Annotated in this window: 24 protein-coding genes; 11 read left to right on the forward strand and 13 right to left on the reverse strand. The window is 71.2% G+C overall.

All coding sequences use genetic code 11. The features are described 5' to 3' along the window. Positions 1–54: 54 nt before the first annotated feature. A complete protein-coding gene (locus AB0N90_RS19645) occupies positions 55–708 on the forward strand; it encodes a uridine kinase (protein ID WP_232987526.1) in 654 nt (217 codons plus the stop codon). 185 nt (positions 709–893) lie between these two features. Here AB0N90_RS19645 and AB0N90_RS19650 read toward each other — a convergent pair whose 3' ends face one another. After that, a complete protein-coding gene (locus AB0N90_RS19650) occupies positions 894–1,649 on the reverse strand; it encodes a SigE family RNA polymerase sigma factor (protein ID WP_128791426.1) in 756 nt (251 codons plus the stop codon). 331 nt (positions 1,650–1,980) lie between these two features. Here AB0N90_RS19650 and afsQ1 point away from each other — a divergent pair, with 331 nt between their 5' ends. The 5 genes from afsQ1 (at position 1,981) to AB0N90_RS19675 (ending at position 6,017) form a co-directional block, all read left to right on the forward strand. Further along, complete coding sequence (gene afsQ1 / locus AB0N90_RS19655; RefSeq protein WP_086809919.1) at positions 1,981–2,658, forward strand: two-component system response regulator AfsQ1; 678 nt, start codon at positions 1,981–1,983, stop codon at positions 2,656–2,658. Beyond that, the gene (locus tag AB0N90_RS19660; protein WP_361676243.1) at positions 2,655–4,244 is read left to right on the forward strand and encodes a HAMP domain-containing sensor histidine kinase; all 1,590 of its coding nucleotides are present in this window, start codon (positions 2,655–2,657) and stop codon (positions 4,242–4,244) included. Before afsQ1 ends, AB0N90_RS19660 begins: the two co-directional genes overlap by 4 nt. Further along, the gene (locus AB0N90_RS19665) at positions 4,244–4,879 is read left to right on the forward strand and encodes a hypothetical protein (RefSeq protein WP_365198213.1); all 636 of its coding nucleotides are present in this window, start codon (positions 4,244–4,246) and stop codon (positions 4,877–4,879) included. Before AB0N90_RS19660 ends, AB0N90_RS19665 begins: the two co-directional genes overlap by 1 nt. A gap of 283 nt (positions 4,880–5,162) precedes the next feature. Further along, positions 5,163–5,726 (forward strand): VanZ family protein, encoded by a 564-nt coding sequence (locus AB0N90_RS19670; protein ID WP_365198216.1) that lies wholly within the window; start codon positions 5,163–5,165, stop codon positions 5,724–5,726. An 87-nt stretch (positions 5,727–5,813) separates the two neighbouring features. Then, positions 5,814–6,017 carry a PspC domain-containing protein gene (locus AB0N90_RS19675; RefSeq protein ID WP_037656098.1) on the forward strand — a complete coding sequence of 68 codons (204 nt, stop codon included), beginning with the start codon at positions 5,814–5,816 and terminating at the stop codon, positions 6,015–6,017. Positions 6,018–6,082: 65 nt separating this feature from the next. Here AB0N90_RS19675 and AB0N90_RS19680 read toward each other — a convergent pair whose 3' ends face one another. Further along, entirely contained in the window at positions 6,083–6,391 is a 309-nt protein-coding gene (locus tag AB0N90_RS19680; RefSeq protein ID WP_361676252.1) for an ATP-binding protein, read from the reverse strand. Between the two features lie 143 nt (positions 6,392–6,534). Beyond that, positions 6,535–7,722 (reverse strand): adenosine deaminase, encoded by a 1,188-nt coding sequence (locus AB0N90_RS19685; RefSeq protein ID WP_365198219.1) that lies wholly within the window; start codon positions 7,720–7,722, stop codon positions 6,535–6,537. 156 nt (positions 7,723–7,878) lie between these two features. On the opposite strand from AB0N90_RS19685, the gene AB0N90_RS19690 reads away from it, so the two are divergent. Further along, complete coding sequence (locus tag AB0N90_RS19690; RefSeq protein ID WP_365198222.1) at positions 7,879–8,643, forward strand: alpha/beta hydrolase; 765 nt, start codon at positions 7,879–7,881, stop codon at positions 8,641–8,643. A gap of 23 nt (positions 8,644–8,666) precedes the next feature. Here the strand turns inward: AB0N90_RS19690 and AB0N90_RS19695 are convergent, their stop codons facing one another. Beyond that, entirely contained in the window at positions 8,667–9,620 is a 954-nt protein-coding gene (locus AB0N90_RS19695; protein ID WP_128791421.1) for a LysR family transcriptional regulator, read from the reverse strand. 62 nt (positions 9,621–9,682) lie between these two features. Between AB0N90_RS19695 and AB0N90_RS19700 the strand changes: the two genes are divergently transcribed. The 3 genes from AB0N90_RS19700 (at position 9,683) to AB0N90_RS19710 (ending at position 13,414) form a co-directional block, all read left to right on the forward strand. Continuing rightward, positions 9,683–10,960 (forward strand): MFS transporter, encoded by a 1,278-nt coding sequence (locus tag AB0N90_RS19700; RefSeq protein ID WP_128791420.1) that lies wholly within the window; start codon positions 9,683–9,685, stop codon positions 10,958–10,960. Between the two features lie 229 nt (positions 10,961–11,189). Then, the gene (locus tag AB0N90_RS19705) at positions 11,190–12,203 is read left to right on the forward strand and encodes a sigma-70 family RNA polymerase sigma factor (protein WP_365198225.1); all 1,014 of its coding nucleotides are present in this window, start codon (positions 11,190–11,192) and stop codon (positions 12,201–12,203) included. Between the two features lie 290 nt (positions 12,204–12,493). After that, positions 12,494–13,414: an AEC family transporter gene (locus AB0N90_RS19710; protein WP_365198228.1), complete on the forward strand. Its 921-nt coding sequence runs from the start codon at positions 12,494–12,496 to the stop codon at positions 13,412–13,414. A gap of 6 nt (positions 13,415–13,420) precedes the next feature. Here AB0N90_RS19710 and AB0N90_RS19715 read toward each other — a convergent pair whose 3' ends face one another. The 8 genes from AB0N90_RS19715 to AB0N90_RS19750 form a co-directional block, all read right to left on the reverse strand. After that, positions 13,421–13,996 carry a Uma2 family endonuclease gene (locus AB0N90_RS19715; protein WP_365198231.1) on the reverse strand — a complete coding sequence of 192 codons (576 nt, stop codon included), beginning with the start codon at positions 13,994–13,996 and terminating at the stop codon, positions 13,421–13,423. Positions 13,997–14,070: 74 nt separating this feature from the next. Next, positions 14,071–15,354, reverse strand: coding sequence for a thymidine phosphorylase (locus tag AB0N90_RS19720; RefSeq protein ID WP_365198234.1), 1,284 nt, complete (start codon positions 15,352–15,354; stop codon positions 14,071–14,073). A 75-nt stretch (positions 15,355–15,429) separates the two neighbouring features. Further along, the gene (locus AB0N90_RS19725) at positions 15,430–15,834 is read right to left on the reverse strand and encodes a cytidine deaminase (RefSeq protein WP_361676274.1); all 405 of its coding nucleotides are present in this window, start codon (positions 15,832–15,834) and stop codon (positions 15,430–15,432) included. Beyond that, on the reverse strand, positions 15,831–17,123 hold the full coding sequence (locus AB0N90_RS19730; RefSeq protein ID WP_365198237.1) for an ABC transporter permease: 1,293 nt from the start codon (positions 17,121–17,123) through the stop codon (positions 15,831–15,833). Before AB0N90_RS19730 ends, AB0N90_RS19725 begins: the two co-directional genes overlap by 4 nt. Beyond that, complete coding sequence (locus AB0N90_RS19735; protein WP_037656079.1) at positions 17,123–18,250, reverse strand: ABC transporter permease; 1,128 nt, start codon at positions 18,248–18,250, stop codon at positions 17,123–17,125. Before AB0N90_RS19735 ends, AB0N90_RS19730 begins: the two co-directional genes overlap by 1 nt. After that, complete coding sequence (locus AB0N90_RS19740) at positions 18,247–19,773, reverse strand: ABC transporter ATP-binding protein (RefSeq protein ID WP_365198583.1); 1,527 nt, start codon at positions 19,771–19,773, stop codon at positions 18,247–18,249. The genes AB0N90_RS19735 and AB0N90_RS19740 overlap by 4 nt, the downstream gene beginning before the upstream one ends. 246 nt (positions 19,774–20,019) lie before the next feature. Then, positions 20,020–21,075 carry a BMP family ABC transporter substrate-binding protein gene (locus tag AB0N90_RS19745; RefSeq protein WP_365198240.1) on the reverse strand — a complete coding sequence of 352 codons (1,056 nt, stop codon included), beginning with the start codon at positions 21,073–21,075 and terminating at the stop codon, positions 20,020–20,022. A gap of 319 nt (positions 21,076–21,394) precedes the next feature. Continuing rightward, positions 21,395–22,624 (reverse strand): amidohydrolase, encoded by a 1,230-nt coding sequence (locus AB0N90_RS19750; RefSeq protein WP_365198243.1) that lies wholly within the window; start codon positions 22,622–22,624, stop codon positions 21,395–21,397. A 629-nt stretch (positions 22,625–23,253) separates the two neighbouring features. Here AB0N90_RS19750 and AB0N90_RS19755 point away from each other — a divergent pair. Further along, positions 23,254–23,634: a hypothetical protein gene (locus AB0N90_RS19755; protein WP_361676289.1), complete on the forward strand. Its 381-nt coding sequence runs from the start codon at positions 23,254–23,256 to the stop codon at positions 23,632–23,634. 56 nt (positions 23,635–23,690) lie between these two features. On the opposite strand, the gene AB0N90_RS19760 is transcribed toward AB0N90_RS19755, so the two are convergent. Then, complete coding sequence (locus AB0N90_RS19760; protein ID WP_365198586.1) at positions 23,691–24,701, reverse strand: hypothetical protein; 1,011 nt, start codon at positions 24,699–24,701, stop codon at positions 23,691–23,693. Positions 24,702–24,966: the final 265 nt, after the last annotated feature.

Consider the following 24,966-nt stretch of genomic DNA (forward strand, 5'->3'; position numbering starts at 1 on the left):
AAAAGCGAACCGCGGGGTCGGCAGGCGCCGCGCCATGCGTCAAACTGGTGTTCCGTGAGCATTCATCCCCCGTCCCCCGCCCGTGTCGTGCTGCTGTGCGGCCCCTCGGGTTCGGGCAAGTCCCTGGTCGCCGCCCGTTCCGGGCTGCCCGTCCTGCGCCTGGACGACTTCTACAAAGAGGCCGACGACCCGACTCTGCCCCTGGTGGAGGGGAGTTCGGACATCGACTGGGACCACCCGGACTCGTGGGACGCACAGGTCGCCCTCGACGCCATCAGCCGCCTGTGCGCCACGGGTTCGACGCCGGTGCCGGTGTACGACATCTCGCTCAGCGCCCGTACCGGCGAGGAGACGCTGCGGCTGGACCGTACGCCCCTGTTCATCGCGGAGGGCATCTTCGCCGCGGAGATCGTCGAACGCTGCCGGGAACTCGGCGTCCTCGCCGACGCGCTCTGCCTGAACCGCGGCGCGGTCACCACCTTCCGGCGGCGCTTCGTGCGCGATCTGAAGGAGGGCCGTAAGTCGGTGCCGTTCCTGCTGCGCCGCGGCTGGCGGCTGATGCGGGCGGAGCGCACGATCGTCGCCCGCCAGGTCACGCTGGGCGCACACCCCTGCGACCGGGACGAGGCCCTGCGCCGGCTCGCGGTCGCCGAGTGGGCCGGCAAGTACACCACCGCCGGACGGCGGCACCGGGAAGCGGAGCGGTAGAGAACGCAGCGAACGCAGAGAACGACGTAGAGAACACAAGGAGGAACCGAAGAGGGGCCGCCCGGACCCCCCGGTCCGACCAGCCCCTTTTCGGTTCCTCCCCCGTGGTTCCCCCGTCATTCCCCCGTACGCTCCGAACCGCCCCCCAGCGGCCCGGCCCCCGTACCCCGTGTCTCCCCCGTACCTCAGGCGACCAGTTCGCCGAAGGCGTTCTCCTCGTCACGGCCGAAGCTGAGGACCTCGTCCTCGCGCAGTCGGCGCAGCGAGCGCCAGATGCTGGACTTCACCGTGCCGACACTGATGTTGAGTATGTCCGCGATCTCCGGGTCCGTACGGCCCTCGTAGTAGCGCAGGACCAGCATGGTGCGCTGGAGCTCGGGCAGCCGGGCCAGCGCCTGCCACAGGACCGCGCGCAGCTCGGTGCCGCGCATCGCGTCCGTCTCGCCGGGCGTCTCGGGCAGTTCCTCGGTCGGGTACTCGTTGAGCTTGCGGCGCCGCCAGGCGCTGATGTGCAGGTTCGTCATCGTGCGCCGCAGATAGCCGCCGACCGCCGCCTTGTCGCTGATCCGGTCCCACGCCCGGTAGGTCGAGAACAGCGCGCTCTGGAGCAGGTCCTCGGCCTCGAAACGGTCGCCGGTCAGGTGGTAGGCGGTGGCGTACAAGGAGGCGCGGCGCTCCTGGACGTAGGCGGTGAACTCCGCCTCCGTCAGCGAGCGACGCTCCCCCGTGTCCTCCTTGTACGCGCTTCCCCCGTGCGTGTCCCCCGTACGCGCGTCAATCACCGACATGTAGGGCTGCTGCCCGTACACGCCGTGCTGACGCCCGGTGCCGCGAGCGCACCCCCGCCCGCTCATGGCAGCACCGGACTTCTCCGAACCCCGGTGCACGTCGTGCAGACGCGTGACCACTGCGCTGGTGCTGATGCTGTGCAGCGTGTTCATCTCGCGCTCCCCGTCGTGGACTTCCGGTGTTTCTGTCCTGCTCCGAGCCTGGGCCCGGTCGTATCCCGGGCCGCGCCCGGTCGTGCTCCGGGCTGTTCCGGCCATTTCGGCCGGATCCGGCTGCTCGCCGTGCCCGTGACGAAAAGCCTGCCGGGGTGACTTCATCGGTGTGTCCCCCGACTGTCACAGACCTGTCACAGGGCCCCCGGCCGTCGGCGCCGTCACAGGAAGTGCACAGCCGGTGGCGCTAGCGCGGAGCAGGTCGTGGGGATACTGCGGGGCTGTGGCCGACAGGTCGTACGACACCCCGTCCATGGGCCAGAATGAGCGGGTGCCTTCCCTGTTGCTGATCGAGGACGACGACGCCATCCGTACGGCCCTGGAGCTCTCACTGACGCGCCAGGGACACCGTGTGGCCACCGCTGCCAGCGGCGAGGACGGTCTGAAGCTGCTGCGCGAGCAGCGGCCGGACCTGATCGTTCTGGACGTGATGCTGCCCGGTATCGACGGGTTCGAGGTGTGCCGGCGCATCCGGCGCACGGACCAGTTGCCGATCATCCTGCTGACCGCGCGCAGCGACGACATCGACGTGGTCGTCGGACTGGAGTCCGGCGCCGACGACTATGTGGTCAAACCGGTTCAGGGCCGGGTGCTGGACGCCCGGATCCGGGCCGTGCTGCGCCGCGGCGAGCGCGAGTCCAGCGACTCGGCGAGCTTCGGCAGCCTGGTCATCGACCGCTCGGCGATGACCGTGACGAAGAACGGCGAGGACCTCCAGCTCACCCCGACCGAGCTGCGGCTGCTCCTGGAGCTGAGCCGGCGGCCCGGCCAGGCGCTGTCCCGCCAGCAGCTGCTGCGGCTGGTGTGGGAGCACGACTACCTGGGCGACTCCCGCCTGGTGGACGCGTGTGTGCAGCGGCTGCGCGCCAAGGTGGAGGACGTGCCCTCGTCCCCGACCCTGATCCGTACGGTCCGTGGTGTCGGCTACCGCCTGGACACTCCTTCGTGAGCGATACGCGAGGGGGGCTGCGCGGCTGGTCCGCGGGGCGCAAGGGAGGTCTGTCCCGGCTCAGGTTCACCAGTCTGCGGCTGCGGCTGGTCGTCGTCTTCGGCCTGGTCGCGCTCACCGCCGCGGTGTCGGCGTCGGGCATCGCCTACTGGCTCAATCGCGAGGCGGTGCTCACCCGCGCCCAGGACGCGGTGCTGCGCGACTTCCGCCAGGAAATGCAGAACCGCGCGGGCGCGCTGCCCGTCCATCCGACCCAGGACGAACTCCAGCGCACCGCCGGGCAGATGGCGTCCAGCAGCCAGAGCTTCAGCGTGCTCCTGGTCGGCCAGGACGCGCGCGGCAAGACGGTGTACGGCAACTCCGGTGGCATCAACGGGTTCTCCCTGGAGGACGTGCCCAAGTCGCTGCGTACGGCGGTGGGCAGGCAGCAGGAGATCAGCGACACCAACAAGCAGCCGTACCACCTGTACTGGCAGCGCGTCGTGGACCACGGCACGCCGTACCTGGTCGCCGGCACCCGGGTGATCGGCGGCGGTCCGACCGGCTACATGGCGAAGTCCCTGGAGCCGGAGGCGAAGGATCTCGACTCGCTGGCCTGGTCGTTGGGCATCGCGACCGGTCTCGCGCTGATCGGCGCCGCGCTGCTCGCGCAGGCCGCCGCCACGACCGTACTGAAGCCGGTGCACCGCCTCGGGGTCGCCGCCCGCCGCCTCGGCGAGGGCAAGCTGGACACCCGGCTGCGGGTGTCCGGCACGGACGAACTCGCCGATCTCTCCCGGACGTTCAACAACGCGGCGGAGGCACTGGAGAAGCGCGTCGCGGACATGGCGGCGCGGGACGACGCCTCCCGGCGCTTCGTCGCCGACATGAGCCATGAGCTGCGTACGCCGCTGACCGCCATCACCGCCGTCACGGAGGTGCTGGAGGAGGAGCTGGACGCGGACGCGGGCAGCATGGACCCGATGATCGAGCCGGCCGTCCGCCTGGTCGTCAGCGAGACGCGCCGCCTGAACACCCTGGTCGAGAACCTCATGGAGGTCACCCGCTTCGACGCGGGCACCGCCCGGCTGGTCCTGGACGACGTCGACGTCGCCGACCAGATCACCGCCTGCATCGACGCCCGCGCCTGGCTGGACGCGGTGGAACTGGACGCCGAGCGCGGCATCCACGCCCGCCTCGACCCGCGCCGCCTCGACGTGATCCTCGCCAACCTGATCGGCAACGCCCTCAAGCACGGCGGCTCGCCGGTCCGGGTCGCGGTGCGCGAGGCGTCCGACTCGGTGGTCATCCAGGTCCGCGACCACGGCCCCGGCATCCCCGAGGACGTCCTCCCGCACGTCTTCGACCGCTTTTACAAGGCCAGCGCCTCCCGCCCCCGTTCGGAGGGCAGCGGCCTCGGCCTCTCCATCGCGATGGAGAACGCGCACATCCACGGCGGCGAGATCACGGCCGCCAACTCCCCCGAGGGCGGCGCGGTGTTCACCCTCCGATTGCCCCGGGACGCCTCGGAACTGACGGAGGAACCGGAGGAGAGCACCGAGAAGAAGGACGGCAACGGCAGCGCGACGCAGGGGAAGGAGGGGTGATGACGACGATGACGACGGCACGACGACGAAGACGACCCGGGCGCCGATGGCTCGTCCTGCCCCTCTTGGGCGCCCTGCTCACCGGGTGCGGCATCCGCGCCACCCAGGTACCGACCGACTTCGGCCCGGCACCCTCGCGTGTCCCCTGCTCCCTGACGGACTCGGGCCAGTCGGCACAGCAGGGCGTACCCGTGCAGGTCTTCCTGCTGTGCGGGGCGTCCCTGGTGACGGTGGACCGTGCGGTACGAGTCCCGGAGGGCACCCCCGACGACCGCCGCCGGGTGATGGTGGCCCAGGGCCTGCTGGACCAGCTGGCCACGGCGCCCTCCTCGGCGGAACGTTCCGCGGGCTATGCCACGTACGTCCCGGGCGGCCTGACCGTCTCCGGCCCGGCCCCGCACGACCCCGAGGACACCCTCCGCCTGAGCACCGCCCCCGCCCGCCTCCCCACCGCAGCCCTGGCCCAACTGGTCTGCACCCTCTCGGACTCCGCCGCGACAGAGGGCGACGGCTCGGTCATCCTGGGCGGCCCCTCCCCCACCCCCCTGCGCCGCTACGCCTGCACGGACGACGTCCGCAACCACCCGGGCACGACGACACCACCGACGAGCGAGGTAGCAGAGGGAACGGGCTGATATCGCGTTCGTAGCCAGAGGCTGACATTCCGCCGCGTCTGCGCCGCGCAGCTGATCAGTGACCGGCGCTACGCGGATCACTTCGCGGAGGTCGTGGAGCGGGGCGGCTTGGCGCTGGGTGGTTGGCGACGCGCCGACTCAGCGCACGCGCACGGTACCGACCCGGTCACCCCGGCGGTGATGTGCGCGCCTCCCGGCCGGCGAGGCGGTCGACAGGATGTTCGAGTGTCGGGTCACATCCGGATGCGGAACCGATCGTACGAACCCACGCGTCTTGGGGGGCGTGCAGGGTCAAGGGGACTTCGGCGGCATCGCCGCCATCCGCGTCCGGACGGCAGGGGGCATCCTCCTCCTCGCCCACATCGCCTTCGTCGCCTGGCTGATGCTGCGGCCACTGGACGTGCCCTGGGTGACGCCGCCCAACCTGCACCCGCTGGCCGGTATCCGCGCCGACCTGGCGCTGGGGTGGCCGGCCGCGGTGAAGCCGCTCGGTGAGGGGCTCGCGCTGCTCGCGCCGCTCGGGGTACTGCTGCCGATGGCGCACGGGCGGCTCACGGTGTCCCCGCTCGCCTCGCTGCTGCGCACCGCCGCCGCGGTCTGCCTGGTCTCGCTCGGCATCGCCCTGTTGCAGACGGGGGTCCCGGGCCGGGTGGTGGACGTCGACTCGCTGCTGCTGAACACAGCCGGGGCGATAGTGGCCCATCTGCTCGTCGTCCCCGCGGCTCGTGCGCGTCTGCGCAGGTGGGAGCGGCTGCACGAGTGCCTGGAGGCGGAGCCGGCCACCTTTCAGGAGGGGCTTTCTCAGGGGCGGACCCCGACGATTCCCAGGGTCGGAATCGCTCCTTAGAGTGACGCTTCATCCCCTTCGTGTCCGTATCGTCGTAGACAGCTGATCGAGCACATCGAGCACACCGACGACCACGGAGGATGCGTCATGACCGCCCTTGCCCGACCCACCCACGGCCGCATGATCGGCGGAGTGTGCGCGGGCCTGGCCCGCCGCTTCGGCACCTCCGCGACCACGATGCGCGTGATCTTCGTGCTGTCCTGTCTGCTGCCGGGCCCTCAGTTCCTGCTCTACATAGCCCTGTGGATCCTGCTGCCGTCCGAGGACAAGGCCCGCGCCTCCAGCTGGTGACACACCACGCCGCCGGGGCGCTCCGGTCGGATCCGGAACGCACCGGCGGCGTCGGGGTGGTGGCGTCAGCCGAGCGGGAGCCCGTTGACACCCATGCCGTGGGTGGGCAGGCCGGTGCTGCCGAGCGGCAGTCCGCCGAGCAGCCCCGTGGGCCCCTGCGCGAGCACCCGCTGCACGGCCGGCTTCGCGGCGGCCACGCCGGAGGCCACGGCACCCTGCCCCTGCGTGAGCGCCTCGACGGTCCCCGGCAGCGCCTTGGTGACCTGCGTGGCGTCGGGAGCGGCGGGAGCGGCGTTGGCGGCACCCGCGCCGACGACGGCGAAGGCGGCACCGAGGGCGGCGACACCGAGGGTCTTGACGGCAGACTGCTTCATGGCAAATGCGTCCTTGAATGCGGAGACGGAAAACTTCAGGAGCGGTCCATGACCGTAAACGCGCCGCACCCCGACCCGCAAACACCGAAATGCGGACACCTGGTGAAAGCGTGTCCGCATTCCGCACCGCGAGAGAGGGCCGCTTACCCCTCGGAACTCACAGAACCGCTGGTGGGAGACGTCTGCTGAAACAGCCATTCGGATTTCAGTTCGGCATATCCGGGCTTGATGACGTCATTGATCATCGCAAGACGTTCATCGAAAGGAATGAACGCTGATTTCATCCCATTGACAGAGAACCACTGGAGGTCGTCGAGCGTATAACCGAACGCGTCGACAAGATGCTCGAACTCCTGGCTCATGCTGGTGTGCGACATAAGACGATTGTCGGTATTAACCGTGGCCCGGAACAGAAGCTTGCGCAGCAGCCCGATGGGATGCTCGGCGTAGGAGGGCGCGGCCCCCGTCTGGAGATTGGAACTGGGGCACAGCTCCAGCGGGATCCGCTTGTCCCGGACGTACGACGCGAGCCGCCCGAGCCGTACCGACCCGTCCGGCCGGACCTCGATGTCGTCGATGATCCGCACCCCGTGCCCGAGCCGGTCGGCGCCGCACCACTGCAGCGCCTGCCAGATGGAGGGCAGCCCGAAGGCCTCTCCGGCGTGGATGGTGAAGTGGTTGTTCTCGCGCTTGAGGTACTCGAAGGCGTCCAGGTGCCGGGTGGGCGGGTGCCCGGCCTCGGCGCCGGCGATGTCGAAGCCGACGACGCCGGATTCCCGGTAGCGGTTGGCGAGTTCGGCGATCTCCAGGGAGCGGGCGGCGTGCCGCATCGCGGTGAGCAGGGCGCCGACCCGGATCCGGTGCCCGTTCTCCCGGGCGAGCCGCTCGCCCTGCCGGAACCCCTCGTTGACCGCCTCGACGACCTCTTCCAGGGTCAGCCCCCGCTCCAGATGCTGCTCGGGCGCGTACCGCACCTCGGCGTAGACCACCCCGTCCTCGGCGAGGTCCTCGGCGCACTCCCGGGCGACCCGGACGAGCGCCTCCCTGGTCTGCAGCACGCCGACGGTGTGCCGGAAGGTCTCCAGATAGCGCTCCAGAGAGCCGGAGTCGGCGGCCTCCTGGAACCAGATCCCCAGCTTGTCGGGATCGGTCTCGGGAAGCTCCGTGTACCCGCTGTCCCGGGCGAGTTCGACGACGGTGCCGGGCCGCAGCCCGCCGTCCAGATGATCGTGCAGCAGAACCTTGGGCGCCCGGCGGATCTGGTCCGGCGTCGGTACATGCCCCGGCACATTCGCCGGAACGGTCCCCTTCGGTGCAGTCTGGCTCGTCATTTCCGCACTGTACTGCCTACGCGCGTAGAAAGCTCCGGCCCGGCAGCCGGACACGGCCGGACGTTTTCCGCCTGCTTTCCGTCCTCTTTACGTCGAGACCCAACGGTGACCGCATGGACGGGTTTCGTACACCGTCGCTTCTGACACTGTTCTGCCATGGGACAGCAAGCATCGCCGGTCCGAACGGCCGGGCTGGGCAAGGTGGTCGGGCCGGTACCGGACTCGGTGTGCGGGGTGGTGCTGCTGCTGCCCGGCGGGGAGGAGGTCTCCGCGCGCAGGCCGTCCGTGACGGGGCCGGCGGCGTTCGTGCGCTCGCTGGGCCGGCGGTTCGTCCGTACCGGAAAGGGCGAGGGCCTGGCCGTGCACACCGTCCGCTACCGGTACCGGGGTTGGAACGGCAGCGAGGCGCATCTGGCCGCCGACGCTCAGTGGGCGGCGGACGAGGTCGTACGGCGGTACGGAGATGTCCCGGTGTGCCTGGTCGGCGTCGGCATGGGCGGCCGGGCCGCGCTGCGGGCGGGTGGGCACGAGGCGGTCAACTCGGTGGTGGCGCTGGCCCCTTGGCTGCCCGAGGAGGATGTGGCCGCGCCCGCCGAGCCGGTGAAGCAGCTGGTGGGGCGGCGGGTGCTGATCGTGCACGGCACGAACGACGAGCGCAGCGACCCGGAGCTGTCCTTCCGGCTCGCGGCGCGGGCGAAGAAGGTGAACCGGGAGGTGTGCCGGTTCGAGGTGCACTCCGACGGGCACCGGCTGGGCGGCCACCGGGACGAAGTGGAGTGCCTGGCCGCCGACTTCATGCGGGGCGCGCTGTTCGGGCACCCGGTGTCCCGGCCGGTCGAGGACGCGCTGGCGGCGCCGCCGCCGATAGGGCTGCGGATGCCGCTGGCGGTGGGGTTCGGCAAGTCGCTGCGGCGGCGGTGAACCAGTGGGTTCCGCAACGGGGTTCAGGACGGGAGCAGATTGCCGCGCCGCGACAGCAGGAACTTCTTGAAGGCGGCGACCGGCGGGGTGTCCGGGCGGTCGGCCGGCCAGGCGACGCCGATCTCGCGGACGGCGCGGGGCGCGGTGACGGACAGTTCCACCACGCCGGGCCGTGGCACCGTCGGCGGCGGCAGCAGCGCGACCCCGAGCCCGGCCGCGACCAGGCCCCGTAGCGTCTCGGCCTCCTCGCCCTCGAAGGCGATCCGGGGCGCGAAGCCGGCCTCGCGGCACAGGGCGTCGGTGATGCGGCGCAGTCCGTAGCCGGGTTCCAGGGTCACGAAGTTCTCCTCGGCCGCCTCGGCCAGCCGGATCCGGCGGCGGCCCGCGAGCGGATGGTCGGCGGGCACGACGAGGCGGAGCTTCTGTTCGTCCAGGCGGCGGACGACGAGGTCGGGGGCGTCCGGGACGGGTGAGGTCAGACAGAGGTCGAGGCGGCCAGCGCGCATGCCCTCCAGCATGGCCTCGCCGTAGTTCTGGACGAGGCTGAAGCGGATGCGCGGGTGCTCGGCGCGGAAGGCGCCCAGCAGTCCGGGCACGGTCTCGGCGCCCATGGTGTGCAGAAAGCCGAAGGCGACCTTGCCGGTGGCCGGGTCGGCGTCGGCGCGGACCTCCTCGGCGGCGCGTTCCACCTCGCCGAGGGCGCGTTCGACGGAGGCGAGGAAGGTGCGGCCCGCGGTGGTGAGGACGAGGGTGCGCCCGCGCCGGGCGAACAGTTCCACGCCCAGGTCCTGCTCCAGGCGGGCCATCGCGCGGGAGAGGGTGGACTGGGGGACGTTCAGTTCCTGGGCGGCGCGGGTGACGTGCTCGTTGCGGGCCACCCCGGCGAAGTAGGCGAGGCGGGGTGCCAGCAACAGCGCCATGTCTTCTGTGTCACCGGATGGTGACAGGCGGGTCTCTGACCTCTGCTGATGCTCCATGGGAACGATTATGACGATTCCATGCATTGGACGGATGAGAGGCGCGTCCTTACGGTCGAAGCATGTCTCCCGCCAGTACCGGGGCGTCCAGCACCCTGGACGCCGCGTCCCCTGTCATCACCCCCTCCTCCGACTCCCGGCTGACCCCGGGCGGCCCCGGCTACCGCCGGATGAGCTTCGCCCTCTTCCTCGCCGGGGTCGCGACCTTCGCCCTGCTGTATTCCACCCAGGCCCTGCTGCCGTTGATCTCCGACGACTTCGGGGTGGCGGCGAGCGAGGCGAGCTGGACGGTGGCGGCGGCGACCGGCGGGCTCGCGCTGTTCGTGCTGCCGATGAGCGCCCTGTCGGAGCGCTTCGGGCGTCGTACGGTGATGACGGCTTCGCTGGCGGTCGCGGTGGCCGTCGGTCTGCTGGTGCCCTTCGCGCCGTCGATCGGCGCGCTGGTGGCGCTGCGCGCGGTGCAGGGCGCGGCCCTCGCCGGACTGCCCGCCTCGGCGCAGGCGTATCTGGCCGAGGAGGTGCGCCCGCGCGCGCTGGTCACGGCGATCGGCCTGTTCGTGGCGGGCAACAGCGTCGGCGGGATGAGCGGCCGGGTGATCACCGGCTGGGTGGCGCAGATGTGGGGCTGGCGGGTGTCGGTCGGGGTGATCGGGGTGATCGCGGTCGGGTGCGCGGTGGCGTTCCGGCTGCTGCTGCCGGCGCCGCGGCACTTCAAGGCGGGTTCGCTGCGCCCCCGGGTGCTGCTGGGCACGGTCCGCACGCATCTCTCGGACCCTCTGCTGCGTCGTCTGTACGCGATCGGCGCGCTGTTCATGACGGTGTTCGGCGGGGTGTACACGGTGATCGGCTACCGGCTGACGGGTGCGCCGTTCGGGCTGCCGCAGGGCATCGTGGGCTCGATCTTCCTGGTCTATCTGGTGGGCACGGTCTCGGCGTCCACGGCGGGCCGTCTGGTGGGCCGGCTCGGCCGCCGCGGCGCGCTGTATCTGGCGGGCGGTACGACGACGGCGGGGCTGCTGCTCTCCCTCGCCGCGTCCCTCCCCCTCGTGCTGCTCGGCCTGGTGCTGATCACCGCGGGCTTCTTCGCGGGCCACGCGGTCGCCTCCTCGGCCGTCAGCAAGACCGCCACCCACGGCCGCGCCCAGGCCTCCGCGCTCTACCAGTCCGCCTACTACATCGGCTCCAGCGTCGGCAGCACGGTGGGCGCGCTGGCCTTCCACGCGAACGGCTGGACGGGCACGGTGAGCGTCGGTCTCCTCGCGATCCTGGGCGTCGTCACCATCACGGTGCTGGGGTCGCGGGCGGCGCGGGTGGCGGCCCGGCCCGTCGCGGCGCACTGAATCTCCCGAGACATCCCGAACGGGTAGAGGGGTACGGGGCCGTACGGTCCCGTACCCCTCCTGTGCGTCCAGAACCGATCACAGCCGGTCCTAGATTGGTCCGACCCGGTCGTCTTCTTGCTCCTTCTTGCTCCTTCTTGCTCCGGCGGTCGTTGTCAGTGGGCTGCGGTAGCTTGCGACGTACTGGGCGTGAAGGCGCGTACGGGACGGCCACGGGGGCGGGTGGGCGATGGGCGAGGACACGGCGACGGCGGGGATCGACGTCGCGCTGGAGAAGCACCGGACCGAGCTGACCGGGTACTGCTACCGGATGCTCGGCTCCTCCTTCGAGGCGGAGGACGCGGTGCAGGACACCCTGGTGCGGGCCTGGCGCGGACACGAGAAATTCGAGGGGCGGTCCTCGCTGCGCTCGTGGCTGTACCGCATCGCGACGAACGTGTGCCTGGACATGCTGGCGGCGGGCGGCAAGCGGGCCCGGCCGATGGATCTGACCGACGCGACCCCGCTGGCCCGGGCGGCGCTGTCCCCGCGCCCGGACCACACCTGGCTGGAGCCGGTGCCGGACGCGCGGGTGCTGCCCTCGGTGGCGGATCCGGCGGAGGCGGCGGTGGCCAAGGAGTCGATCCGGCTGGCGTTCATGGCGGCGCTCCAGCGACTGCCGCCCCGGCAGCGGGCGGTGCTGATCCTGCGCGAGGTGCTGGCGTGGCGGGCGAGCGAGGTCGCCGAGCTGCTCGACACCTCGGTGGCCTCGGTCAACAGCGCGTTGCAGCGGGCGCGGGCCACGCTCGCCGAGCGGACGGCCGCGGGCGGGGCGGGCGAGGTGTCCGATCCGCTGGACGAGGAGCAGCGGAAGCTGCTGGAGCGCTATGTGAAGGCGTTCGAGGGGTACGACATGGCGGCGCTGACGGCGCTGCTGCACGAGGACGCGGTGATGACGATGCCGCCGTTCGACCTGTGGCTGCGCGGCCCGGCCGACATCACCGGTTTCCTGAGCACGATCGGGGCGTCCTGTGCCGCTTCCCGGCTGGTGCCGGTGCGGGCGAACGGACTGCCCGGATTCGCGCACTACAAGCCGGACCCGGACCGCGGCGGGTTCAGCCCCTGGGCGGTGCAGGTGCTGGAGCTGTCAGAGGGCCGGATCACCGGTTTCCACTGCTTCCTCGACACCCGGCGCTGGTTCCCCCTCTTCGGGCTGCCCCTCCGCCTGGAAGCGGAGTCCGAGGGCGGCGAGGAGCGCGAGTAGCGCGGAGGCGGGGCACGCAGCCGGATGCGAGCGCGCCCGTGTCGCAGACGTCGACGCGGGCGCGGGCGCCGGTGCGCTCCGGCGCGGACCGTACGGCGTCGCAGAGCGCCGGTGTCCCGTCGCGGCCGACGGCCTCGGGCAGTACCAGCACAGGGGGTTCCTCGGTGTCCACGCGGGGATGGACGGCGGCCGCGGGCACCCCCGCGCCACCACCGGCGACCGGCGACCGGCGACCGGCATCACACGAATCACATTGACCAACTCCTCCCCCGGGACGGAGGGTTGGGACCGTGACGGGGGTACTGAGCGGGTTCGCGGTGATCGCGATCGTCATCGGGGTGGGCTACGTCCTCGGGCGGCGCGGAACGCTCGGCGCGCAGGGCATGGACGTACTGACCCGGCTGGCGTTCATGGTGGCCGGTCCGGCGCTGCTGTTCACCACCCTGGCCAGAGCCGACCTGTCGGTGCTCTTCTCCGCCCGCCTGCTGGTGACGGCGCTGAGCACGGCGGCGGTCTCGGCCGTCTTCGTGGTGGCGGGGGCGGCCCGAGGGTGGGGTGTGGGCCGTACGACGATCGGCGCGCTGTGCTCCGGTTACGTCAACTCGGGCAACCTCGGGATCCCGATCGCCGCGTATGTGCTGGGCGACGCGTCCCTCGTGGCGCCGGTGCTGCTCTTCCAGGTCGTCCTGGTCACGCCGATCGCGCTGACCGTCCTCGATCTGTCCGGGACGGTCGAGAAGGGCACGCTCGGGCAGCGGCTGCTGACCCCGCTGCGCAATCCGATCGCGGTGGGTTCACTGTCCGGCGTGGTGGTCGCCGCGGCGGGCTGGAGGCTCCCCGGCCCGGTGCTGGACCCGCTCACCCTGATCGGCAACATGTCCGTCCCCGCGGCCCTGCTGGCCTTCGGCATGTCCCTGCACGGCAGCGCGGCCCCCTGCCGCGGCCGGGACCGCCAACTCGTGCTGCTCTCCGTGGCCTTGAAGTCCCTGGGCCAGCCCCTGGCCGCGTGGGCCCTCGCCACCTCCCTCTTCCACCTCCACGGCGCCCCCCTCCTCGACGTCGTCGTCACCTCCGCCCTCCCCGCCGCCCAGAACCTCTTCACCTACGCCAGCCGCTACCACGTCGCCCAGTCCCTGGCCCGCGAGTCGATCCTGCTGTCGACGGTGGTGTCGGTACCGGTGCTGGTGGGGGTGGCGGCGGTGCTGGGGTGACCCCGCTCAGCCGACGGACACGGCGAGCCGAAAGGGAGCGGGCAGCTCCAGGGGCGACCCGAACCCCACCGAGGCGAGGACACGGTAGGCGCCGCCGAGCGGAGTGCCGTACAGCGTGACCGCCGGTCCGTCGGGCGCCAGCTGGTCGACGAGGAGATACAACGGAACACCGGCCGCGGCATAGCCCGCCGCCTTGGTGCTCCGGTCGTGGTGAGCGGTAGCGACGGAGGTGACCTCCACGACCAGTTCGGCCGCGCCGGCGGGAACGTAGTACTCGTCCTCGCCTTTCATGCCCCGCTCCGGCACCACCGCGAGATCCGGCACATACAGCTCCGAGCGGGCGGGACACGCCAGGGCCAGCCGCTGGTAGATGCCCCAGGACGCCGGGATCACCTCGTGCAGGCGCCTCTGTAGCGGCGCCTGCACGAGTGGATGGGCGACCGCGGAGTAGGGGGCCACGGTGACGAGTCCCTGGAGGATCTCCACTTTGCAGCCCTTGGGAGCGTCGGTCCGCTTCCAGACCCAGAGCAGTTCGTCCCACGCGCTCGCCGTCAGCATGTAGTCGCCCTCGAACTCGTCCATGGGCCCATCACACACGCCGAACGGGACCGGCGGAGTTTCGCCGGTCCCGTTCACCCAGACGAGGGAACCGCAGGTCAGGCGATACGTTCCAGCACGACCGGGGTCGCCGAGAACGCGGTGCCCGGGGCGGCGATGTCGTAGGAGCCCGACACGGCCTCCAGGGCGTAGTCGAAGCGCTCGGGGGTGTCCGTGTGGAGGGTCAGCAGGGGCTGGCCCGCGGTGACGGTGTCGCCCGGCTTGGCGTGGAGTTCGATGCCGGCGGCGGCCTGCACCGGGTCCTCCTTGCGGGCGCGGCCGGCGCCGAGACGCCAGGCGCCGATGCCGATGTCGTAGGCGTCCAGACGGGTCAGGACGCCCGAGGAGGGGGCGGTGATCACATGCTGCTCGCGGGAGGTGGGCAGCGCGGCGTCCGGGTCGCCGCCCTGGGCCGCGATCATCCGGCGCCAGGCGTCCATCGCCGAGCCGTCGGCCAGTGCCTTCGCCGGGTCGGCGTCCTTCAGGCCCGCCGCGTCCAGCATCTCCCGCGCCAGGGCGAGGGTCAGCTCGACGACGTCCGCGGGGCCGCCGCCCGCGAGGACCTCCACCGACTCGCGGACCTCCAGCGCGTTGCCCGCCGTGAGGCCGAGCGGGGTGGACATATCGGTGAGGAGGGCGACGGTGCGGACACCGTGGTCGGTGCCCAGGCCCACCATGGTGGAGGCCAGCTCGCGGGCGTCCGCCAGGTTCTTCATGAAGGCGCCGGTGCCGACCTTCACGTCCAGCACCAGCGAGCCCGTGCCCTCGGCGATCTTCTTGGACATGATGGAGGAGGCGATCAGCGGGATCGCCTCGACCGTCGCGGTGACGTCACGCAGGGCGTACAGCTTCTTGTCCGCGGGGGCGAGGCCGTCGCCCGCCGCGCAGATCACCGCGCCGACGCCGTCGAGCACATTCAGCATCTCCTCGTTGGAGAGCAGCGCGCGCCAGCCGGGGATGGACTCCAGCTTGTCCAGGGTGCCGCCGGTGTGGCCGAGACCCCGGCCGGACAGCTGCGGCACGGCCGCGCCGCAGGCCGCGACCAGCGGGGCCAGCGGCAGGGTGATCTTGTCGCCGACGCCGCCGGTGGAGTGCTTGTCGGCGGTCGGGCGGGCCAGCGTGGAGAAGTCCATGCGCTCGCCGGAGGCGATCATGGCCGCCGTCCAGCGGGCGATCTCCCGCCGGTTCATGCCGTTGAGCAGGATCGCCATGGCGAGCGCGGACATCTGCTCGTCGGCGACCTCGCCGCGCGTGTACGCGTCGATGACCCAGTCGATCTGCGCGTCGGTCAGCTCGCCGCGGTCCCGCTTGGTGCGGATCACGGAGATGGCGTCCATGGCCATGGCTGATGGCTTCCTTCCGGGAGGTGCAAGGGGTACGGCCCCCCTGTGCGGATGCGCCAGGAGGGCCGTACGGAATTACTTGGTGAGATGGTCCGGGCCGAAGGCCTGGGGCAGCATCTCGGACAGCGGCAGGACGCCCGCGGGGGTGTCCAGGAGCAGGTCCGGACCGCCGAACTCGTAGAGCAGCTGACGGCAGCGCCCGCACGGCACGAGCAGCGCGCCCGCGCCGTCCACACAGGTGAAGTGCGTCAGACGGCCGCCACCCGTGCGCTGGAGCTGCGACACCAGGCCGCACTCGGCGCACAGGCCGAGGCCGTACGAGGCGTTCTCGACATTGCAGCCGGTGACGGTGCGGCCGTCGTCGACCAGCGCCGCCACGCCGACCGGGTAGCCGGAGTAGGGGGCGTAGGCGTGTGCCATCGCCTCCCGGGCCTCGGCGCGCAGCGCCTCCCAGTCGAATCCGGCCGCGTTCTTCGTCACTTACCCTGGCCCTTCCGGTACCGCATGCCGTCCGCCTTCGGCATCCGCAGACGCTGCGCGGAGAGCGACAGCACCAGCAGCGTGACGACGTACGGCGTGGCGCCCACGAAGTCGCTCGGCACCTCGTCGGTGAACAGGTACCAGACCAGGACGGCCGCCGCCACGATCAGGCTGATCGCGCCGTGCCAGGTGGCCTTGCGGTAGATCTTCCAGGCCGCCAGGGCGACCAGCAGGACGACCAGCAGGAGCAGCAGCGCGTGCACGGTCGTACCGCCGTTGCGCAGCTGGAGGGCGTCGGAGTAACCGAACAGGCCCGCGCCCATCGCGAGGCCGCCCGGCCGCCAGTTGCCGAAGATCATCGCGGCGAGACCGATATAGCCGCGGCCGCCGGTCTGGCCCTCCAGATAGGTGTGCGAGGTGACCAGCGCGAGGAAGGCACCGCCGAGGCCGGCGAGACCGCCGGAGACGGCCACGGCCGCGTACTTGTAGTTGTAGACGTTGACGCCGAGCGACTCCGCCGCGACCGGGTTCTCGCCGCAGGAGCGCAGCCGCAGCCCGAAGGGGGTTCGCCACAGCAGCCACCAGCTGCCCACGAACAGCACCGCGGCCAGGATGGTCACCACGGACAGGTGGGTGACCAGGCCGCCGATGACGCCGGCGAGGTCGGAGACCAGGAACCAGTGGTGCTTCTCCAGCGACTGGAGACCGTCGGACAGACCGGGGATCGTGACGTCCGGCAGGGCGTCCACGGGCGGGGACTGCTTGGGGTTGCCGCCCGCGTTGGACGCGGCGTCACCGGTGAAGCTCAGCTTGGCGAGGTACTGGGTGGCACCGAGCGCGAGCAGGTTGAGCGCGACACCGGAGACGATGTGGTCGACGCCGAAGGTGATGGTGGCGACCGCGTGCACCAGACCGCCGAGGACACCGAAGCCGATGCCGCACAGCAGGCCGAGCCAGGGGCTGGACTGCCAGCCGGCCCAGCCGGCGCCGAAGGTGCCGAGGATCATCATGCCTTCGAGGCCGATGTTGACCACGCCGGCCCGCTCCGACCACAGACCGGCCAGACCGGCCAGACCGATCGGTACGGCGAGCCCGAGGGCGGCGCTGACCTGGCCCGCGGAGTCCAGGTCCTGCGAGCCGGTGATCACCCGGACCGCGGCCAGGAGCAGCAGCCCGCCCGCGACCAGGAGCAGGATCTGGCCGAGGGAGCGGCTCGAACTCCTGGGCGCCGCGGCGCCCGCGGCCTTGGGCGCCGCGGGCGGCGGCGTGTCGGTCATCGTGGCAGTCATCACGCCACCTCCAGCTTCTTCGTCGGGGCGGCGGCCTGGGCGGCGAGTTCGGCGCCGACCTTCTGCTGCTGGCGCTTGAGGCCGTAGCGGCGTACGACCTCGTAGGCGATCACGACGCACAGGACGATGACGCCCTGGATCACGCCGAGGATCTCCTTGTCGTAGCCCTGGAACTCCAGGTGGTTGGTGGTGCGCTCCAGGAAGCCCCACAGCAGGGCGCCGAGCGCGATGCCGATCGGGTTGTTGCGGCCGAGCAGCGCGATGGCGATGCCGGTGAAGGCGATGCCGGTCGGGAAGTCGCTGCTGAACTGGTAGCTCTCGTTGAGCAGGGTCGGCATGCCGATCAGACCGGCCGCCGCACCCGAGATGATCATGCTGGTGACGACCATCTTCTTCACCGACACACCGCTCGCGGTGGCCGCGCTCTCGGACTGGCCGACGGTGCGCAGGTCGTAGCCGAAGCGGGTGCGGCCGAGGACGAACCAGTAGGCGATGCCGACGATCGCGGCGATCACGATGAAGCCGTCCAGCTCACCGGCCGGACCGGCGTTGATCAGGAAGAAGTGCGAGGCCGACGGGAGCGGCTTGGTCGCGACGACGGTGCCGCCCTGGTAGAGGTGGGCGAGCTTGCCGGGCTGGAGCAGGTAGCCGATGATCGCGGTGGCGATCGAGTTCAGCATGATCGTCGAGATGACCTCGCTGACGCCCCGGGTCACCTTGAGGACACCGGCGATGGCCGCCCACACGGCGCCGGTCGCCATGGCGCAGATCAGGATCAGCAGCATGGAGAGCCAGCCCGGCAGGGTCAGCGCCCCGCCGAGGACGGCGGCGAAGAACGCGGCGAGCCGGTACTGGCCGTCGACACCGATGTTGAACAGGTTCATCCGGAAGCCGATGGCCACCGAGACGCCCGCGAGGTAGTACGTGGTCGCCTTGTTGAGGATGTAGACCTGGCTGTCGCTGGCGAAGCCGTAGGTCATCATGTCGCTGAAGGCGGGGCCGGGGTTCTTGCCGGTCGCGAGGATCACCAGGGCGGTGATGACGAGCGCGGCGACGATCGCGAGCAGCGGGGCCGCGATGCCGAGGAGCAGCCGCTCCTTGTCGATCCGTGAGGTCAGCTTCTTCATCGGGCGTCGTCCTCTGCGTGCTCCAGGTGGCCGGTGGCCGCACCCGTCATGGCGGAGCCCAGCTCCTCGGGGGTGATGGTGGCGGGGTCGGCGTCGGCGACCAGGCGGCCGCGGTACATCACCCGCAGGGTGTCGGACAGGCCGATCAGCTCGTCCAGGTCGGCGGAGATCAGCAGCACGGCCAGGCCCTCGCGGCGGGCCTCGCGGATGTGGTCCCAGATGGCCGCCTGCGCGCCGACGTCCACACCGCGCGTGGGGTGGGCGGCGATGAGCAGCTTGGGGGCGTGGCTCATCTCGCGGCCGACGATCAGCTTCTGCTGGTTGCCGCCGGACAGCGAGGCCGCGGTGACGTCGATGCCGGGGGTGCGGACGTCGTACGACGCCACGATCCGCTCGGTGTCGGCGCGCGCGGCCTTGTTGTCGAGCAGGAAGCCGCGGGAGTTGGGCTTCTCGGTGACGTGGCCGAGGATGCGGTTCTCCCACAGCGGGGCTTCCAGCAGCAGGCCGTGGCGGTGCCGGTCCTCGGGGATGTAGCCGATGCCGGCCTCGCGGCGCTGCCGGGTGGCGCGCTGTGAGATGTCGGCGCCGTCGAGGGTGATGGTCCCGGAGTCCGGGTGGCGCATGCCCATGATGGCCTCGACCAGCTCGGACTGGCCGTTGCCCTCCACACCGGCGATGCCGAGGACCTCGCCCTTGTGGATGGTCAGCGAGACCTTGTCGAGGATGACGCGCTCGATGCCGTCGAGGTCGGTCTGGCCCAGGTGCAGGCCCTCGATGGTGAGCATCGGGACGTCGGTGACCGTGGACTCCTCGGTTTCCGGGGTGGGCAGCTCGCTGCCGACCATCATCTCCGCGAGCTGGCGGGGGGTGGTGGAGGCCGGCTCGGCGGTGCCGACCGTCGTACCGCGCCGGATGACGGTGATCTCGTCGGCGACGGACAGCACCTCGCCCAGCTTGTGGGAGATGAAGATGACCGTGAGGCCCTCGGCCTTCAGCTCGCGCAGGTTGTCGAAGAGCGCGTCGACCTCCTGCGGCACGAGCACGGCGGTCGGCTCGTCGAGGATGAGGGTGCGGGCGCCGCGGTAGAGGACCTTGAGGATCTCCACGCGCTGGCGGTCGGCGACGCCCAGCTCCTCCACGAGGACGTCGGGGCGCACGTTCAGGCCGTACGCGTCGGAGATCTCCTTGATCTTCGCGCGGGCCCTGCCGCCGATGCCGTGGAGCTTCTCCGCGCCGAGGACGACGTTCTCCAGGACGGTGAGGTTGTCGGCGAGCATGAAGTGCTGGTGCACCATGCCGATGCCGAGGGCGATGGCGTCGCCGGGGTTGTTCAGGACGGCCCGCTCGCCGTCGATGGTGATGGTGCCCTCGTCCGGCTGCTGCATGCCGTAGAGGATCTTCATCAGGGTGGACTTGCCGGCGCCGTTCTCACCGCACAGGGCATGGACGGTGCCCTTGGCGACGGTGATGTCGATGTCGCGGTTGGCGACGACGCCGGGGAAACGCTTGGTGATGCCGCGCAGTTCGACGGCAGCGGGAGGGCTGGACGCGTTGATGGCGCACTCTCCTCGGGGAAAGGGGCTGCGTAAGGGGAGGGAGGGCAGGCGTCGGCGACGCTAGCGCGGCAACTCTTAGCTACACGCGTAGAGTTGACACATTGTTATGGCCCGGCGAAGGGAGCGCGAACGGCTCCCCGCGCCGAGCCGGGGTCCGGGCGGACCGGACCCTTTACCTGCTGCTCAGGTCGGATGCCTGGCACTCAGGCGGGATCAAGGGGTGGTCTTGACCTTGATCTTGCCGTCGACGATGTTCTGCTTCGCGGCGTCCAGCTTGGCCTGGATGTCCTTCAGGTAGCCACCGCTGGTGGCCAGGGAGACACCGCCCTTGGCGAGGGAGTACACGTTGTTGCCCGCGAGCGGCTTGCCGTTCTTGACGGACTGGATGAAGTCGAAGACGCCGACGTCGACGTTCTTGACCGCGGAGGTCAGGATGGAGCTCTTGTACTTCTCCATGCCCGGGATGTTGTACTGGTCGGAGTCCACGCCGATCGCCCAGGCGCCCTTGACGCCGTTCACGGCCTCGATCGCGCCGGTGCCGGAGGAGCCGGCCGCCGCGTAGATGACGTCCGCGCCGTTGTCCAGCATGCCCTGCGCGGCCTGCTGGCCCTTGTCCGGGCTGGAGAAGCCGGAGGTGTCCTGGCCGTGGCTCAGGTACTGGACGTCGACCTTCACCTTGGGGTTGGTGTCGTGCACGCCCTGCACGTAACCGGCCTGGAACTTCTTGATCAGCGGGTTGTCGACACCGCCGATGAAGCCGATGTGGTCCTTCTTGGTCTTCAGCGCGGCGGCGACACCGGCCAGGTAGGAGCTCTGCTCCTCGGTGAAGGTGATGCTGTCGACGTTCTTGCCGTCCACCACCGAGTCGACGATGCCGAAGCTGGTCTTCGGGTACTTCGCGGCGATCTTCTGCACCGACGGGGCGTAGGCGTAACCCACGGCGACGATCGGGTTGTAACCGGCGTCCGCGAGGTCCTGGAGGCGCTGCTCGCGGTCGGCCTCGGTGTCCGAGGTCTTCGCGGTCAGCTCCTTGATGGAGCCGCCGAACTGCTTCTCGGCCTTGTCGGCACCGCGCGCGGCGGAGTCGTTGAAGGACCGGTCACCACGGCCGCCGACGTCGTAGGCGAGACCGATCTTGATGCCGCCCTTCGCGCCGCCCGAGGAGGAAGAGCTGGCATCGTCGGAGGACGTCTTGCCACACGCGGTGGCGGAAAGGGCGAGGGCTGCGGTGGCGAGACACGCAGCGGAAAGCTTGGCTACCCGGCGCACGGGAAGGCTCCTTCACCTGACCTGAGCGCCATGTCGGCGCTTGAGCCGAACACCCCGGCGGCGTCGGCTTCGCGGCATCGTAACGCGCGTAGATGTCGCAAAAAACCCTCTCTCGAAGCCGTTATCGATTCGAGGCAAACAGCATCTGAACTCGTTCTCCGAGTCCTCTCACGCGGCTGTTGCGCACAGTGCACGATTGGCTTGCCAGTGTGTTGCGCCGGAGCGGGCGAGCGCTTACGGGCGGCGGGGACACCCCTCTCCATGGGGCACCCCCGCCACCCGGTCGAACGCCGCTGCCGCCCCAGCCGCGCCAGTCGCCTCAGTCGTCGCTGTCGTCCAGGAACGCGGCCGCGGTGAACATCTCCACGCCGACCGTGATGGCGTGCTCGTCGGCGTCGAAGTCGCCCTGGTGCAGGTCGCGGACCGTGCGCTCGCCGGGGCGGCGGACGCCGAGGCGGGCCATGGCGCCGGGCACGTGCTCCAGATACCAGGAGAAGTCCTCGCCGCCGAGGCTCTGCTCGGTGCTCTCCACGGAGTCCCGGCCCCGGCGGGCGGCCATCGCGCGGCGCAGCAGTTCGGCGGAGCCCTTGTCGTTGACGACGGGCGGCACCCCTCGTACGTAGTTGATCTCCGACTTGGCCCGGTGCATGGTGGCGACCTCGTCGATGGCCGCGTGCACGATGTCGGGCGCCTGCCGCCAGGCCTCCAGGTCCAGGCAGCGCACGGTGCCGGAGAGCTCGGCGTGCTGCGGTACGACGTTCGGGGCGTGGCCCGACTCGATACGGCCCCAGGTGAGGGCGAGGCCGACGCGGGTGTCGACGCGGCGGGCGATCAGCGCGGGGACGTCGACGGCGACGCGGGCGGCGGCGGTGACCAGGTCGGTGGTCAGATGCGGGCGGGCGGTGTGGCCGCCGGGGCCGTCCAGGAGGACCTCAAGGCGGTCGCAGGCGCTGGTGATGGGCCCGTGCCGCAGCCCGACGCGGCCGGCGTCGACACGGGGGTCGCAGTGCACGGCGAGGATCCGCCCGACGCCGTTCAGCACGCCGTCCTCGATGGCGCCGAGGGCACCGCCGGGCAGCACCTCCTCGGCGGGCTGGAAGATCAGCCGTACGGGGCGGGTGAGCAGCCCCTTCTCGTGCAGGTCGGCGAGGACGAGGCCGGTGCCGAGCACGATGGTGGTGTGCATGTCGTGGCCGCAGGCGTGCGCGCGGTCGGGCACGGTGGAGCGGTACGGGCAGTCGGCCTTGGTGTCCGGGATGGGCAGCGCGTCGATATCGGCCCGCAGCGCCAGCACCGGCACATCGGGGCGCTCGCCCTCTTTCACGCCGATGTCGCACACGAGCCCGGTTCCGGTGGCGAGGACACGGGGGCGCAGCCCGGCCTTCTCCAGCCGCTCCTTGATCGCGGCGGTCGTACGGAACTCCTGGTTGCCCAGCTCGGGGTGCATGTGCAAGTCGCGGCGGAAGGCGACGAGTTCGGCGTGCAGGGACTCGCTCAGCACGCCGGGGAGCACATCCCCCGGGAGGCCGGACTCGGACTCTAGGGACATCAATTGCTTCACCCTCTGAAGGGTAGGACGCCCGGGTGGTCAACTGCCCCTGGATCAACAAAAGTTCAGCCCGTTAGGGGAAGAAAATCTGACCGCTGGACGCATGACTGTGGACTGTGATGGGTAAAACCACTTTTTTCTTCTTCCACGCATACCACGCCTTGCCCGAGTCACGCTCGCCATGTCCACGAACCGGACCTCCACTCGGCCCGCAGCCAGTAGGGTCGCGAGCCGTGACCTGTGTGGCCCGGACGGGCGGGGACAGCGCGGTGACACCGCCGGGCCCGCACCCCGCGCCGGCCCCACGAAGGCCCGTGATCAGGTTCCGGTCCAGCCGATGGGGCAGCCTGGCGCCGCCGGCCCCCGCGGCCGACCCTCAACTGGGCCGCCGACCGGGCTCGATGACATCCCTGGACATCCCTTCCGCGCCCCGGCGCCCCCGCCCTCCTCGCCTTCCAGACCCGGCACTACTGGCGCACCGCCGACCAGGTCACCGCCCTGCTGGCGGAGGCGGGGCTGGCCCTGACCGCGACCGTGCGCCGTGAGCCGATGGGCGAGGAGACCAGGGCGAGGACGTTCATCCTGGCCAGGAGGCCGTAAGACGGCGAGGCCGTGGGTAGAGGTACGGCGTGAACGACAAGGACGAACGCCGGCAGTGGCTCATGGAGGTGCACGCGGAACGGGACCGCCTGTTGCCGCTGCGCTCCGAGGCCACCCGGACCACGATCGGCATGCTCCGCAGCAACGCGGCCCACGCCTCGCAACCCGACCTCGTGCCCTATCTGAACCTGACCTACCTGATGGCGGTCAAGGAGGGCCGCGGCGAGGACGAGCTGATGGCCTTCGCCCTGTCCCTGGCCAACTGGGCGGTCTCGGCCGTCGTCGACCTGGCACAGCACACGAACCGCACCGTGGAACAGGTCCTCGACAGCTACGAGACGGCGATCATGGCCGCGGCGGAGGCGGACGAAGAGGACGGGGCGGACGAGGCGGACGAGGAACCGCCGTAGAACCGCCCGCCGCGGGGCTCATGGGAATTCCGGAGGCTCCGCCGCTCCATGGGGGGTCACACCGCGGTGACGCTCGTCAGCCGGTGCACGTCCCGGGCCGTTCCCGTCACGCCGGAGAGGAAGCCCTGGGCGCGGGGGGAGGCGTTCTCCGTCAGCCAGGTCGGGTCGATGTCGCAGACCGCGACGCGGACGCCGGTGCCGGCCAGGGCCAGCGGGAGGGTGTGGACGACGGTGGAGGGGAAGCTGAGGATCGTACGGCCGATGGGGCCGCGGCGGGCGATCAGTTCCAGGGGGAGGTCGGGGCGGACGATCTCCAGGCCGGTCTCCTTGGCCAGCCGGTGGAGTTTCTCCGTGCTCTCGCGGCGGTGGGCGAAGTAGCGGGTGGTGCCGTGGGCCTTGGCCAGGGTGCGGACGGCCTCCAGGTAGGAGTCGTTGTCGACCACGCCCGTCTCCACCAGGGACGTGCCCACCATGTCGGCGCCCTTGGTGATGCGCGGCGGGCCGAAGCGGGCCCGGGTCCAGGAGAAGTCGTTGACCGTGACCGTGACGCCCTCGGGCGTCTCGTGCACCGGCATGGAGGAGAAGACCTCCACCCGGCGGCGGGCGCTGGGCGTCAGCCGCCGGCGGGCCGAGGAGGACACCGGCGCGAAGAGCAGATCGCGGGGGCCGGGGCGGCCGCCCTTGCGGTGCCAGCGCACCAGGCGTTCACCGCGGGCGAGTTGGGCGACGAACTCCATCGTCGCGGTGCCGTCGTCCACCACCACCAGGTCGCGCGCCCGGGTGATGGTCAGCAGCAGCTGGACGTAGCGGGAGAAGGGGTCGCCCATGACCACGCGGTCGGCGCGGCGGAGCAGACCGCTGAGGCCACCGATGGTGGCGAAGGGCGCGGTCGGGCCGCCGCGGGCCTCCTCCCAGCGCACCCGGTAGCCCTCGTCCCGGGCCAGGTCGGCCATGCGGCGCAGCTGGCCCCGGGTCATGGGGTCGGTCGGGGCGAGTACGACGACCGTGAGGTCCGCGTCGGCCGGTGCGGCCGGTGCGCCCGTGGCGGCGGATACCGTCCGCCGCACCTGCGCGGGAACGGAGGCGAGCGGGCCGGAGGCCGGTACGGGGGGCGCGCCCGGCACCGACGTGGACGGTGACGCCGCCGCCGGGTCGGCGTCACCGTCCGAGGAACTGGAGCCGGAGCCGGAGCCGGAGCCGGAAGAATCGGAGCCGGAAGGGCCGGGGCCCGACAGACCCGAGCCGGACAGACCGGAGCCAGACGGACCCGAGCCGGACGGACCGGGGCCCGAGAGACCCGAGCCCGACAGACCCGCGCCGGACAGGCCCGAG

It is taken from the genome of Streptomyces sp. NPDC093018, from assembly GCF_040684035.1.
GTDB classification, from domain to species: Bacteria; Actinomycetota; Actinomycetes; order Streptomycetales; family Streptomycetaceae; genus Streptomyces; species Streptomyces murinus.